At 37.5% G+C, this 14,174-nt stretch carries 12 protein-coding genes; all 12 read right to left on the bottom strand.

Going from position 1 to position 14,174, the window contains the following annotated elements; all coding sequences use genetic code 11:
* Nucleotides 1-4: 4 nt before the first annotated feature.
* Nucleotides 5-1,360, bottom strand: coding sequence for a tRNA (N(6)-L-threonylcarbamoyladenosine(37)-C(2))-methylthiotransferase MtaB (gene mtaB / locus DS031_RS05610; RefSeq protein ID WP_113804951.1), 1,356 nt, complete (start codon nt 1,358-1,360; stop codon nt 5-7).
* An 11-nt stretch (nt 1,361-1,371) separates the two neighbouring features.
* On the bottom strand, nt 1,372-2,118 hold the full coding sequence (locus tag DS031_RS05605; protein ID WP_113805098.1) for a 16S rRNA (uracil(1498)-N(3))-methyltransferase: 747 nt from the start codon (nt 2,116-2,118) through the stop codon (nt 1,372-1,374).
* Nucleotides 2,119-2,133: 15 nt separating this feature from the next.
* Entirely contained in the window at nt 2,134-3,075 is a 942-nt protein-coding gene (gene prmA, locus DS031_RS05600) for a 50S ribosomal protein L11 methyltransferase (protein WP_113804950.1), read from the bottom strand.
* Nucleotides 3,076-3,093: 18 nt separating this feature from the next.
* On the bottom strand, nt 3,094-4,206 hold the full coding sequence (gene dnaJ, locus DS031_RS05595; protein ID WP_113804949.1) for a molecular chaperone DnaJ: 1,113 nt from the start codon (nt 4,204-4,206) through the stop codon (nt 3,094-3,096).
* A gap of 176 nt (nt 4,207-4,382) precedes the next feature.
* Nucleotides 4,383-6,212, bottom strand: a complete 1,830-nt coding sequence (gene dnaK / locus DS031_RS05590; protein ID WP_113804948.1) for a molecular chaperone DnaK — start codon at nt 6,210-6,212, stop codon at nt 4,383-4,385.
* 31 nt (nt 6,213-6,243) lie between these two features.
* Nucleotides 6,244-6,816 (bottom strand): nucleotide exchange factor GrpE, encoded by a 573-nt coding sequence (gene grpE / locus DS031_RS05585; protein ID WP_113804947.1) that lies wholly within the window; start codon nt 6,814-6,816, stop codon nt 6,244-6,246.
* A gap of 123 nt (nt 6,817-6,939) precedes the next feature.
* Entirely contained in the window at nt 6,940-7,971 is a 1,032-nt protein-coding gene (gene hrcA / locus DS031_RS05580; RefSeq protein ID WP_113804946.1) for a heat-inducible transcriptional repressor HrcA, read from the bottom strand.
* A gap of 89 nt (nt 7,972-8,060) precedes the next feature.
* Complete coding sequence (hemW, locus tag DS031_RS05575) at nt 8,061-9,194, bottom strand: radical SAM family heme chaperone HemW (protein WP_181833044.1); 1,134 nt, start codon at nt 9,192-9,194, stop codon at nt 8,061-8,063.
* Between the two features lie 183 nt (nt 9,195-9,377).
* Complete coding sequence (gene lepA / locus DS031_RS05570; RefSeq protein ID WP_113804944.1) at nt 9,378-11,213, bottom strand: translation elongation factor 4; 1,836 nt, start codon at nt 11,211-11,213, stop codon at nt 9,378-9,380.
* 144 nt (nt 11,214-11,357) lie between these two features.
* Nucleotides 11,358-11,705, bottom strand: coding sequence for a DUF3679 domain-containing protein (locus tag DS031_RS05565; RefSeq protein ID WP_245947229.1), 348 nt, complete (start codon nt 11,703-11,705; stop codon nt 11,358-11,360).
* A gap of 21 nt (nt 11,706-11,726) precedes the next feature.
* A complete protein-coding gene (gene spoIIP, locus DS031_RS05560; RefSeq protein WP_113804942.1) occupies nt 11,727-12,899 on the bottom strand; it encodes a stage II sporulation protein P in 1,173 nt (390 codons plus the stop codon).
* A 70-nt stretch (nt 12,900-12,969) separates the two neighbouring features.
* Nucleotides 12,970-14,073, bottom strand: coding sequence for a GPR endopeptidase (gene gpr / locus DS031_RS05555; protein ID WP_113804941.1), 1,104 nt, complete (start codon nt 14,071-14,073; stop codon nt 12,970-12,972).
* Nucleotides 14,074-14,174 lie beyond the last annotated feature (101 nt).

Raw genomic sequence — 14,174 nt, 5'->3', positions numbered from 1 at the left:
TTATTTAAGAAGAAATGGCTGTTTTTGATGAAATTTCATTATCTATTACACGAACAAATTGACCCTCATTATAAGGATAGCCCGCTTTTGTAATTTTCACTTTAACAAGCTTTCCAACCATTTCTTCTGAAGCTTGCACTTTTACTTTCAAGTAATTATCTGTATAACCGACATACAGTCCGCTGTTAGGCTCTTCCTTATAAACCTCTTCAGGAATTACTTCCAGAACTTCTTCCTCAAATTGTGAAGCATATTCTTTTGCAAGCTGATTTGATAATTCAATAAGGCGGTGCACCCGTTCATTTTTTATTTCTTCAGGAACTTGATCTTCCATCCGTGCTGCTGGCGTACCAGTACGCTTAGAGTATGGAAAAACATGAAGCTCAGAAAACTTATGTTTTGCTATAAAATCGTATGTTTCTTGAAACTCTTCTTCTGTTTCACCCGGAAAGCCAACAATAACATCAGAAGTAATGGCTAGTCCTGGTAATACTTTTTTTAATTTCTCTAAACGATCAGCAAACATTTGCATTGTATATTTGCGGCGCATTCTTTTCAGCACAGTATTTGAAGCAGATTGAATAGGAATGTGAAGATGACGAACAATTGTGTTAGATTGCTTCATTGCTTCAATGACTTCATCCGTTACTTGACTTGCTTCAATGGAAGAAATACGCAAGCGCTTTAAGCCATGCACTTTTTTATCGAGATCTTTTAGCAGCTTTGCAAAATTATAATCCTTCATATCTTCACCGTATCCCGCGGTATGAATACCTGTTAGCACAATCTCTTTATAACCTGCATCTACAAGTTTTTGTGCTTGTTCAATAACTGCCTCAGGATCACGAGAACGCATAAGACCGCGTGCCCATGGGATAATACAAAACGTACAAAAGTTATTACAGCCCTCTTGAATCTTTAATGAAGCACGTGTACGATCAGTAAAAGCAGGTACTTCTAATTCTTCATATACACGAGCCTTCATAATATTGCTAACCCCATTAATCGGTTGACGTTCTTGTTTATACTGTTCAATATATGGAATCATTTTTGTGCGATCTTGTGTACCTACAACAATATCCACACCCGGAATGGCCATAATTTCTGCTGGCGAAGTCTGGGCATAGCAGCCTGTTACACAAATAACTGCATTTGGGTTTTTACGGACTGCACGACGAATGACTTGACGGCTTTTTTTATCTCCTGTATTTGTTACCGTACACGTATTAATTACATATACATCAGCAGTGCTTTCAAAATCCGCTCTTTCATATCCTTCATTTTGAAAAAGCTGCCATATTGCTTCTGTTTCATAATGGTTGACTTTACAACCTAATGTTTGAAATGCAACTGAAGGCATTATATTTCACCTCACATTAATTCAGTATGGTACGAAACAGCCGCTAAAAAATAAAGCGCAGCCGTTTCTGTACGCAAAATTCTTGGACCAAGACCGCATGAAACAAAGCCTTGCTCCTCTAATGCCATTACTTCATGCTCCGATAAACCACCCTCTGGTCCAATAACAAGGAGGATTGTTTGACCTGACTGCACTGTATTTAACGTTTTGGCCAAGTTTTTCTTTTCGCCTGTTTTAGCTGATTCCTCATAAGCAATCAGCTTAATATCATAATGGCTGCTTTCTTTAAGTAAATCTTGAAATGACGTTGGAAGCTGCACAGTCGGTACTTGAGTTCGGTGTGATTGTTCAGCAGCCTCTTTTGCGATCTTCTCGAGGCGTTCAATTTTTTTTTGCCCCTTTTGAGCATTCCATTTCACAACAGAGCGCGCTGCAGCAAAAGGCCAAAAACTATTTGCCCCAAGTTCTGTTCCTTTTTGAATAATGTAATCCAGTTTGTCACCTTTAGGAAGACCTTGGGCAATCGTGACAGCCACAGGAAGCTCTTTTTGCTCCTCTATCCATTCTACAATGTTTGCTGTTACTTCGTTATCTGTAATCTCTTCCAATTTACAGCGTGCCGCTTGAATGGAATTGCTGCAAATAATCATATCTCCTATTTTCATTCGCATCACACGTGCTATATGTTTCACATCTTCACCCGTAATGGTTACTTTGGTGTCTGTCATGTTTTCTTTTGGTACAAAGTATCTTTGCAACATTTACACCTGCTTCTATCCGTTATTTCTGGCGATAAAGGCAACCCAATCTTCCATTTCCAATGTCTCTTCAATTGAAAATCCTTGTGTAATAAGCTCCTGCTTAACTTCCTGCTTTTTGCCTTGAATAATTCCTGAGGTAATAAAGAATCCACCTGGCTTTAAGACACGCGGCACATCACCAGCAAAACGAATAATGATTTCAGAAAGCAAATTCGCTACCACAACATCTGCTTGAGCCTCTACATGATCAAGTAAATTATTCTGTTTAACGGTTACTTTTTCTTGCTCTTTGTTAAGTTTAACGTTTAAAATCGCACTTTTCACAGCTACTTCATCTAGGTCAAATGCATCTACTTTTTTTGCGCCAAGTTTTGCTGCAGCAATGCTTAAGACGCCTGAACCTGTGCCAATATCAAGCACATAGCCTCCTGAGTGAACCGTTTTTTCTAAAGCCTGAATGCACATAACCGTTGTTGGATGTGTCCCAGTTCCAAATGCCATGCCAGGATCTAATTCAATAATGAGTTCATCGGTACTTACCGGTTCATACTCTTCCCATGTCGGCGTAATGGTTACTTTCTCTGAAATCTTTACAGGCTTATAATATTTTTTCCATGCTGTTGCCCACTCTTCTTCATTCACTTCACTAATTGTGACTGTATTATAACCTAGATCAATATCATATAAAAGCAAGCTGTTAATTGCTTCCTTAATTTCCTCAACGGTTTCGCCTAAAAAGCTTGTAACAGATAAATATGCTTTAATTATAACGCCTTCTTCAGGATAATCGTCAGGATTGAGTTGATAGATTTCACCTAGTGAAGTATCCCATGACTTCACTAAATCACTGGGATCTTCAATAACAACACCACTAGCCCCTGCTTCATGTAAAATATTTGATACAGGCTCAACAGCCTCCTGAGTCGTATGAATACTAATCTCCGTCCATTTCAAGTTCTACCAACTCCTTACTTAATCACCTTTAAAGGCGCGTTTCACTTTAGCAAAAAAGTTTTCATGCTGTTCTTCGGGATGTGTCCCACTAATTTGCGCAAATTCACGCAGTAAATCTTTCTGCTTCTCTGTTAAATTTTTCGGTGTTACCACTTTAACTGTAACATGTTGATCACCTTGGCCATAACCTCTAACATTCGGAACACCTTTTCCACGCAATCGGAAATTTGTCCCTGTTTGAGTGCCAGCTGGTATTTTAATTTTTACTTTTCCATGCAGTGTTGGCACTTCAATTTCATCACCCAGTGCTGCCTGCGCATACGTTAACGGCATTTCACAGTGAATATCATCTCCATGACGCTCAAAGAATTCGTGTGGTTGAATATGAAAGACAACATAAAGATCCCCTGGAGGCCCTCCATTTACACCAGGCTCCCCTTTACCGGCAATACGAATTTGCTGCCCTTCATCAATGCCCGCTGGAACTTTTATATGAATTTTTGCTTGTTTATTTACTTTTCCGCTGCCTTGACATGTACGGCATTTTTCTTTAATTTCTTTACCGGTTCCACTACAGTAATGGCACACTCTTCGGTTTACTACTCGACCAAACGGTGTATTTTGTTCAACGTTTAATTGACCGCTTCCCTTACAATGGGAACATGTTTCTGGAGATGTTCCTGGTTTTGCACCACTGCCATGGCAAGTATTACACTCTTCCTCTTTCGGAATAAAAATATCCGTTTCTTTACCGAACACTGCTTCTTCAAACTCAAGTGTCATAGAATATTGAAGATCTGCACCTTGTCTTGGGGCATTCGGATTACGACGGCCGCCCCCGCCAAAGAACATATCAAAGATGTCGCCAAATCCTCCAAAGTCGGCACCGCCACCGCCAAAACCTTGATTAGGATCGGTATGACCGAATTGATCATAGTGAGCTTTCTTTTGCGGATTTGTTAATGTTTCATATGCTTCTTTTGCTTCCTTAAATTTATCCGCAGCTTTTGGGTCATCTTTATTTACATCCGGATGATATTTTCTTGCTAATTTTCGATACGCCTTTTTAATTTCATCAGGCGAAGCACTTTTCTCAACACCTAAGACTTCATAATAGTCTCTTTTACTCATGCTATCCACTCCCGATTCGTTTCACATAAATTTTATCTTATCACTATCTTTATAATCTGTGCAATACTCATCTCATGCTTGCATCCATTATATTTATGACATATAAAAAGTCAAAGCCAAGACAGGCCTGACTTTGACTTTTTATATATTAGTACTGCTGCTATTTTTATTAAGAATTACTTTTTCTCGTCATCTACTTCTTCATAATCAGCATCGACAACATTATCGTCAGCTTTGCCTTGCGCACTGCCATCTTGTTGAGCTTGTTGAGCTTGCTGCTGCGCCTGCTCATACAATTTTACAGAAAGCTGCTGAACAATTTCTTGTAACTCGTCTTTAGCTGTTTTGATTTCTTCAAGATTGTTTTCCTCAAGTGCTTTTTTAAGCTTATCTTTTGCCTCGTTAGCATTGTTAACTTCGCTTTCGTCCACTTTACCTTCAAGGTCTTTTAATGTTTTATCAACTGTAAAGACAAGCTGATCTGCTTCGTTGCGAAGTTCTACTTCTTCACGACGCTTTTTATCTTCTTCCGCATTTTCTTCTGCTTCTTTTACCATGCGTTCTACTTCTTCATCAGATAAACCAGATGATGATTTAATCGTAATCGACTGCTCTTTGTTCGTACCTAAATCTTTTGCTCTTACATTTACAATACCATTTGCGTCAATATCAAATGATACTTCGATTTGAGGCACACCGCGTGGTGCTGGCGGAATATCTGTTAATTGGAAACGACCTAACGTTTTATTGTAAGAAGCCATTTCACGTTCACCTTGTAAAACATGAATGTCTACAGATGTTTGGTTATCTGCTGCCGTTGAGAATACTTGAGAATGACTTGTTGGAATCGTTGTATTACGCTCAATTAGCTTTGTAAAGACGCCACCCATTGTTTCAATTCCAAGAGAAAGTGGTGTTACATCAAGTAATACAACATCTTTCACATCACCAGCAAGTACGCCAGCTTGAATGGCTGCACCAAGTGCTACTACTTCATCAGGGTTTACTCCTTTTGAAGGATCTTGACCAATTTCCTTTTTAATTGCTTCTTGAACCGCAGGAATACGAGTAGAACCACCAACAAGGATAACTTTATCAATTTGGCTAGCTGAAAGCCCCGCATCTTTTAATGCTTGACGAGTTGGTCCCATTGTTTTTTCAACTAACTCAGCAGAAAGCTCTTCAAACTTCGCACGAGTTAATGATACTTCTAAGTGCTTTGGTCCTGATGCATCCGCTGTAATAAATGGAAGCGAAATTTGTGTTTGCGTTACACCTGAAAGGTCTTTTTTCGCTTTTTCAGCAGCATCTTTTAAACGCTGAAGCGCCATTTTATCTTGAGATAAATCAATACCGTTTTCTTTTTTAAATTCTGCCACAAGGTGGTCAATAATTACTTGGTCAAAGTCATCTCCACCAAGACGGTTATCACCAGCTGTTGATTTTACTTCAAAGATACCATCGCCTAATTCAAGAATCGATACGTCAAATGTACCACCACCAAGGTCAAATACAAGAATTGTTTGATCGTCATCTTTGTCTAAACCATATGCAAGTGCTGCAGCAGTTGGTTCATTTACAATACGTTTTACATCTAGTCCTGCTACTTTACCAGCGTCTTTTGTTGCTTGACGTTCTGCATCGTTAAAGTAAGCTGGTACTGTAATAACAGCTTCTGTTACGGCTTCACCTAAATATTCTTCTGCATAAGATTTTAACTTTTGTAAAATAATCGCAGAAATTTCTTGTGGTGTATATTCCTTACCTTCAGCCTCAACTTTATAATCTGTTCCCATATGACGCTTAATAGATTGGATTGTATTTGGATTTGTAATAGCTTGACGCTTTGCAACTTCCCCTACTAAACGCTCGCCATCTTTAAACGCAACAACTGAAGGTGTTGTACGGCTTCCCTCTGGATTTGGAATAACTGTCGCTTCGCCGCCTTCCATTACAGCGATACATGAGTTTGTCGTCCCTAAATCAATTCCAATAACTTTACCCATTGTCTATTCCTCCTATAACTTATTTATGTAGTTACTCGCTTACTTTTACCATTGCTGGGCGAATAACGCGATCTTTTAATTGGTATCCTTTTTGCAATACCTCTATTACTGTATTTGATTCATGATCTTCAGATTGAACCTGCATAACCGCCTGATGATAATGAGGATCAAACGACTCGCCAACTGCATTAATTTCTTCAACACCTTCTTTTTCTAAGGCATCTTTCAATTGACGGTAAACCATTTCCATGCCTTGAAGAACTGATTTACTCTGTTCATCTTTTACTTCTACGGCAAGGGCACGCTCAAAATTATCTATTACCGGCAGTAATGATTCAACTAAATCTTTTGCTCGGTACTTTGCAGCTGCGGCCTTCTCATCTCTTGAACGGCGGCGGAAATTATCAAAATCAGCTTGTGTGCGAAGAAGACGTGTTTTAGTATCTTCAAGTTCCGCAAGAAGGGATTCTTTTTCTTGATCTGTTTCCTCAGACTCTTCGATAAGTTCAACATTGTCAGCTGAGTCTACCTTTTCATCACTCTGTTCACTTTCAGCAGCTGTATCAATTACTTCTTCTTCTGTTTCGTGTTGTTTATTTTCCATTTATTTCACCTCCCCTAATTTCTATCATAGATGTAAAACACTCTTCAAACAGTGTAGTATTTTATCCATTAGAAAGGGATGGAAGAAAATGCTCTTCCATCTCATATGTCACTATTACCATTTCTACCTAGATTGATACCGTTCTGTCAAGAGCTTCGTTAAATCTTTTGAAATAAAATCAAGAAGACTAATTACACGACGATATTCCATACGAGTTGGACCAAGCATAGCAATCGATCCCATATGTTTACCACTGATGGAATAAGAGGCTGTAATGATACTACAATTTTTCACCTCTTGCAAATGATTTTCTTGACCAATTTTCACTTCAATACCCGGCGCTTGTGCACGAACGAGTTGATAAACAAGCTCTTCTTGTTCAATTGCATTTAGAAGCATTCGAACTTTATCCACATCACGAAATTCCGGTTGTGAAAGAATGTTTGTTTTTCCACCATAAAACACTTTTTCATTCTTCGTAGCTGAGAAGCTTTCATTCAACATCGTAAGAACATGCTGATAATTTTTAATATGAGCCTTTAAAACATCAGCAATTTCTTCAAATAATTTACTTCGCAGCTCAATAAGCGAAACATTTTTTAAACGTTCGTTTAAAATATTAATAATTTTCTCCAACTCAGAGCGGTCAACCTGTTCTGGAATGGAAATAGTCTGATTTTCGACATGCCCTGTGTTCGTTACAAAAATTACTACAGCTGTCCCATTTGATAACGGGATAATTTGTAGATGTTTTAAGCGTGTTTCAAACATTTCTGGCCCTAAAATAATGGATGTATAATTGGTCATTTCCGAAAGAATTTTCGCAGACTCTTGAATCACTTTTTCAACTTCATATAATTTCTCTGTAAACAATCGTTTGATACTTTCGACATCTTCACCGGAAAGAGTTGATGGCGAAAGCAAATGATCAACATAGAAGCGATATCCTTTTTCAGATGGAATTCTTCCTGAAGAACTATGTGTTTTTTCGAGAAAACCCATTTCTTCAAGATCCGCTAATTCATTTCGGATGGTGGCTGAGCTGAATGTTACATCTTCACGCTTAGAAATTGTACGCGAACCGATGGGCTCTGCTGACCGAATATAATCATCCGTTAACAACTGTAAAATCAACAATTGACGATCCGTCAACATGAAACCATCACCTCTGTTAGCACTCGATCTGAGCGAGTGCTAAATCTAATAATAACTTACCAAAAGCACCTTGTATTTGTCAATTATTATTACACATTAAGAAACTGTTGAAACACTTCATTACCTAAAAAAATCCCTTGCTTGGATAATGTTAAGCGTTCTTCGTTATCAATAAGCAAACCCTTTTTTGCTAATGAAGTAACTTGTTCACCAAATACATCATATATGGATTTATTATATTTTTTCTTGAATTCATTTTTTGATACGCCTTTTATTTTCCGAAGCCCCATAAACATTTCTTCTTCCATTTTCTCATTCTCTGTTAACACGTTTTCTTCACGATATGGAAACCCTGTTTCTGTAATACTATTTATATATTGTTTTAACGGCCCTGCATTTACCCGTCTTACTCCATTAATATAACTGTGAGCTCCTGCCCCTATACCATAATAATGTTCATTACGCCAATAAGTTAAATTATGCCTACTTTCAAAGCCAGGCTTAGCAAAATTACTGATTTCATACTGTGCAAAACCGTTTCGTTCCATCTCATTCATCAGCAGCTCATACATTTTATATTCATTTTCTTCTGAAGGAACTTTAAGCTTGCCTTTATTCATTAAATTGTAAAATAACGTTTTTGGCTCAATTTGCAGCGAATAAGCAGACACGTGCGTAATATCGAGCAAAAAGGCTTTTTGGAGAGATTCTTGAAACATTTGAACGGTTTGATGAGGAAGACCAAACATTAGATCAATTGATAAATTATGGATACCTATTTCATATGCTAAAGAAACAATTTCAAAAATGTCTTCATAACGATGTGTACGTCCAATTCCCTTTAATAATTCATCTTGAAACGCTTGTACACCAATACTTAACCGATTAACACCCGCCTCTTTTAGAAGTTTAAGCTTGTCTTTTCCGATGTTTCCGGGATTTGCCTCAAAAGTAAACTCATAGTTGTCAGCTAACTTAAAATGCCGATGAATTGAATTCAAAAACAATTCTAACTGCTCAACATTTAAAGCTGTTGGCGTTCCTCCTCCTACGAAAATGGTTTTCATTTTTCGATCCGAGAATCTAGAAGTTGTATGAGCCATTTCCCTTTCCATTGCTCGTAAGTACTCTTCAACAGGCTGCCTATCTAAAAATACTTTATTAAAATCACAATAATGACAAATTTGCTCACAAAACGGGATGTGTAAATAAGCGGCTGTAATAGCCATATTATCACTGCTTTCTAAATAATCTTTATGGAGGAAAAGGACTGTCTCAATAGGGTCTGATCCCCTCCAATACCTACAATACATCGATACTTTTAATAAAAAGCATGTTGTATTAGACGAGGAAGATCTGACCCTATGTTTTTGAGACAGCCCTTTTTAATATTTCATTTTCTTATATTATTTTTCCTTTTTGTCTGAATCCATCTTCAATACAGACATAAAGGCTTCTTGCGGAACTTCTACTCGACCTACCATCTTCATACGCTTTTTACCTTCTTTTTGTTTTTCAAGAAGTTTACGCTTACGAGAAATGTCCCCGCCATAACATTTTGCCAATACGTTTTTGCGCATCGCTTTAATACTTGAACGAGCAATAATTTTCTGGCCAATCGCTGCTTGAACTGGTACTTCAAACTGCTGTCTAGGAATTAACTCTTTCAACTTTTCAGTAATCGATTTTCCACGTTCAAATGCAAAGTCTTTATGAACAATAACAGATAACGCATCAATTTGTTCACCATTTAATAAAATATCCATTTTTACTAACTTTGAAGCACGGTAACCAATTAGTTCATAGTCTAATGAGGCATACCCTTTTGTATTAGATTTTAATTGATCAAAGAAATCATAAACAATTTCACTAAGAGGAATATGATACGTAATGTTAACACGGTTTTCATCTAAGTACTGCATATCAATAAATTCGCCGCGTTTCTTTTGACAAATTTCCATTACGGACCCTACATAATCATTCGGCGCCATAATAGAAGCTTTCACATACGGCTCCTCTACTTGATCAATTACCTGTTGTGCCGGCATTTTTGATGGATTATCAACGGTCATTTCTTCACCATTTTGCAGTTTCACATTATAAATTACACTCGGCGCAGTGGTAATTAAATCAATACCAAATTCACGCTCAATACGTTCTTGAATAATCTCCATATGCAGCAGTCCTAAGAAACCACACCGGAAACCAAATCCAAGCGCTTGAGATGTTTCTGGTTCATACTGCAATGATGAATCATTCAATTCAAGCCTTTCTAATGCTTCACGAAGATCATTATATTGACTTGAATCAATAGGATACAACCCGCAATACACCATAGGATTCATTTTCCGATAACCAGGCAGCGATTGATCAGCTGGATTTTTCACTGTGGTGATCGTATCCCCCACTTGTGTATCTCCAACATTTTTAATAGCTGCTGTTAAAAATCCTACATCCCCTACCGACAGTTCTTTTTTAGCAATAGGCTTTGGAGTAAACACACCAAGCTCTGTAACTTCAAACTCTTTTCCGGTTGCCATCATTCGGATTTTCTCCCCGACTTTTACCGAACCTTCAACAATTCGAATATAGGCAACTACACCTCGGTAAGGATCATATAAGGAGTCAAAAATTAACGCCTTTAACGGACCTTCTGGATCTCCTTGAGGCGCTGGTACTTTTTCAACAACTTGTTCTAAAATTTCTTCAATACCAATGCCTTCTTTAGCAGATGCAAGAACCGCATCGGAAGTATCAAGACCAATTACATCTTCTACTTCTTTTTTTACGCGCTCTGGTTCGGCACTTGGAAGATCGATTTTATTTACAACCGGTAAGATTTCAAGATCATTTTCAAGCGCTAAATATACATTTGCAAGTGTTTGAGCTTCTACACCTTGTGCAGCATCAATAATTAATAAAGCCCCTTCACATGCTGCTAAGCTTCGCGATACTTCATAAGAAAAGTCGACATGGCCCGGCGTATCAATTAAATGAAAGATGTATTCATTACCATCTTTTGCTTTATACGTTAACTGTACGGCATTTAGTTTAATTGTAATTCCGCGCTCACGTTCTAAATCCATTGCATCGAGCATTTGTTCCTTCATCTCGCGCTGCGTTAATGCACTTGTTTTTTCTAAAATACGATCCGCAAGCGTTGATTTCCCATGGTCAATATGGGCGATGATGGAAAAGTTGCGGATCCGTGATTGCCGTTCTAATTTTTCTTTTCGATTCATTTTCTAATCACTCCTACAAAATTGAGCAAACTACACTAGATTAAATTATAGCAACTGCAATCCCTAGATTCAATGAGGAGTTTTAAATGAATACAATGTTTGCCTACTTTATTTAGTTTAGTGTGTCATTATTACCTTAATTATCTATTGAAAAATAAGCTGAAGAATTTTTTCAAAGAGTGCTGTGGTAAATCCAATCGTGATCTTTAAAAGTTCAATGATAAGTTCTGTTAGCTTTTGACCAATTGTAGAAAAAAAATTAAATGATTCCATTTCTTCAAGTTTTTTCTGCTTTTCTTTTAAATCATGAGTCGTAATGGTTTGGCCCAATACTTCTGCTTCCTGCTCATTGCTGGAAAGTTCAAAAGCATTAGGAAAGGAGGCATTTTCACCACGCATTTTCTTTAAGCCGCTATTTGCTTCCTGCATGCCTAAAAGTACTCCAAAAAACAATACCATTGTAAGCAGCAAACACTTTACTAAAAAACGCATGATGTTCCTCCTTTTATTTCTTTAATTATTCACTTTCTCAGCTTGCCAGTAATAGTCACTAATTACTTCCGCTAATGCTTCAGCAGTACGCGACAATTCCTCTATAGTATTGTCAACTCCTCCGATTTCAATAACTAAAGAATTTGGAGATAAATCTTGATTATAAACACCATTTACCCCTTTACCCTGTTTACCGATAATCCCTCGACTTAATCCTGGATATTTTTCATCAATTAGAGTGTGCAGCATATTTGCCATTTTTAAATTTTCTTGGTAATTTCCGTTTTCTTCTCCGATCACAAAGACCGTCTTTGCATAAGCTTTGTTATTAATAGTTACTGTTGTTTTATCTTTTCGTAATGAATCTCTGTGTAAGTCAAAGAAAAATTTAAGATCTTGATTATTAGCCATTGCAGATTGCACAATTGGTCTTGAAGCACTGTAAGCTCGGGAGGAATTCCATCCCTTTTTATGAAGCTCCTCCCCCATATTTGTTTTATTAACTTCAACACCAATCCCTCGTTTTTCCAACTCTTTACCAAATTTTTCACCAATAAGAGTAATATTTGTTTTAGAGTCTGTTGCTTGATTTGCATCGGATGTATCAATATCTTTAAGCAGTGGAAAATATGATTCCCAGCTGTGAGTATGATAAATATAAACCACTTTTTTCCCATTCGTTGTTAATGCAGGGGTAGGAATTTTATTTTCATCTGTTTCCAATCCCTCTAAATTTTCAACTGTCGCTTCTCGCTCTGCCATTAACACTTCCATAGGTGGAGCTGATTCAATTGGTAAGTTTGTAAAATCTGTTCCTTCTCCTGCTACTAATATATTGGCATCATAAAGAGCAAAGCCCGGCAGTTCTCTTCCTAAAAGACTTCGAATATCGCCAGGAGTTACACTTGTTGCAAGCTCAAAAGCAACCTTTGATAAAGAAGGTGGTTCACTTTCTTTTGATAATACTTGTGTAAAGTATGCATTTTCCATCCCCATCACATAAACAAGTGATTCACCGGAAAAACTTGTAATCCACTGATGAATCGAGGAGGACTGTAAACGATATTTCGCCTCAAATGACGTTAAAAAGCCAACCAGCAAAAAAATCAACACAATACCAATCACACCAGCAATCATTAGCTTTCTAAAGCTTGTCCGTTCAATTGCGACTTGAAAACTAAACGGCCGATTCATACTCCCACCCTTTCATAGCTTGTCTACATAACATATGCGAAAGCTTAAAAGGACAGAACTTTTTTTCTAATTAATGGGTATATGCTCCTGTATTGCCTTGATCAATTTGTTGATGAAGAGCCGCATTTAATCCCCCAGCAAGCACGTTTGCCATATCTTCAATAAACACGTCCACTTCTTTTGGAGTTACCATTAAATTATGACCAAGCGGAGCTAACACTTCATGCATTAATCTACGCTTTTCTTCCTCTTCTAATCCACCTACAATTCCTAAAAAGCGCTGTCTTTCCGGCTCATCAGGCAAGTCTTCCTCTGTTAAAGTACGCTTTTCACCAAATGTCATTCCAGATGGCACTAATGCTCGAGACGGTTTATCTTTTTCTTTTAACTCACGGCCAAAATGCTTTAATACTAAATCAATGCTGTCGCTTGCTATTGTTACAGCATCTAAAACAGTTGGAATTCCAATTGCAATCACAGGAATGCCTAATGAATTATAACTTAATTCTTTACGCTTATTTCCAACACCAGATCCGGGATGAATACCTGTATCAGAAATTTGGATTGTACTGTTTACACGTTCAATTGATCGTGATGCGAGCGCATCAATGGCAATAATAAAATCAGGATTTGTTTTTTGAACAACCCCATGGATAATGTCACTCGTTTCAATTCCTGTAATTCCCATGACACCAGGTGCGATCGCACTAACAGAACGAAATCCTTCTTCTACATTTTCTGGTGCTAACTCAAATAAGTGTTTGGTTACAATGACATTTTCTACAACAATTGGACCAAGCGCATCTGGCGTGACATTCCAATTACCTAATCCAACAATTAAACAGCTGGCATCTTTCGAAATGTTGAGCTGACTTAAAAATGATGAAAATTCTTCAGCAAAAACGGATTCTACTTTTTCTTGTAAGGCTGTATCCTGCTGACGTATCCCCTGTACTTCAAGCGTTAAATAACGCCCTGGTTTTTTCCCAATCATTTCGGCACCTTTTTCACTAATTTCCACTGCGGTTAATTTAATGCCATCCTTTGTTCTTTCCTTTACAATAACGCCTTCAATTTCTTCACGGGATTTTTGTTTTTCAGCCGCCATTTCGCGTGCTTCTACAGCTAAATCAGTCCGTACTTGATATTTTGAAAGATCTAACTTTTCGTTCATATTCTTCCTCCTTCATCATCATTTGCTATAAAATTAGAATGAACGTTAAAAGACATTTTCATTCCTGTATTGCATTTATAATATGAATTTGATAAAATACT

It is taken from the genome of Bacillus taeanensis (assembly GCF_003318295.1).
In the GTDB taxonomy this organism is placed as follows: domain Bacteria; phylum Bacillota; class Bacilli; order Bacillales; family UBA6769; genus Maribacillus; species Maribacillus taeanensis.
This window is presented reverse-complemented; position numbering and strand designations above follow the sequence as displayed.

Coding starts and splice junctions, on each gene's coding strand:
- DS031_RS05565 (WP_245947229.1), bottom strand. CDS start 11,705: ATGCGTTTTTTAGTAAAGTGTTTGCTGCTTACAATGGTATTGTTTTTT.
- gpr (WP_113804941.1), bottom strand. CDS start 14,073: ATGAACGAAAAGTTAGATCTTTCAAAATATCAAGTACGGACTGATTTA.
- mtaB (WP_113804951.1), bottom strand. CDS start 1,360: ATGCCTTCAGTTGCATTTCAAACATTAGGTTGTAAAGTCAACCATTAT.
- dnaJ (WP_113804949.1), bottom strand. CDS start 4,206: ATGAGTAAAAGAGACTATTATGAAGTCTTAGGTGTTGAGAAAAGTGCT.
- grpE (WP_113804947.1), bottom strand. CDS start 6,816: ATGGAAAATAAACAACACGAAACAGAAGAAGAAGTAATTGATACAGCT.
- spoIIP (WP_113804942.1), bottom strand. CDS start 12,899: ATGAATCGGCCGTTTAGTTTTCAAGTCGCAATTGAACGGACAAGCTTT.
- lepA (WP_113804944.1), bottom strand. CDS start 11,213: ATGAATCGAAAAGAAAAATTAGAACGGCAATCACGGATCCGCAACTTT.
- dnaK (WP_113804948.1), bottom strand. CDS start 6,212: ATGGGTAAAGTTATTGGAATTGATTTAGGGACGACAAACTCATGTATC.
- hrcA (WP_113804946.1), bottom strand. CDS start 7,971: ATGTTGACGGATCGTCAATTGTTGATTTTACAGTTGTTAACGGATGAT.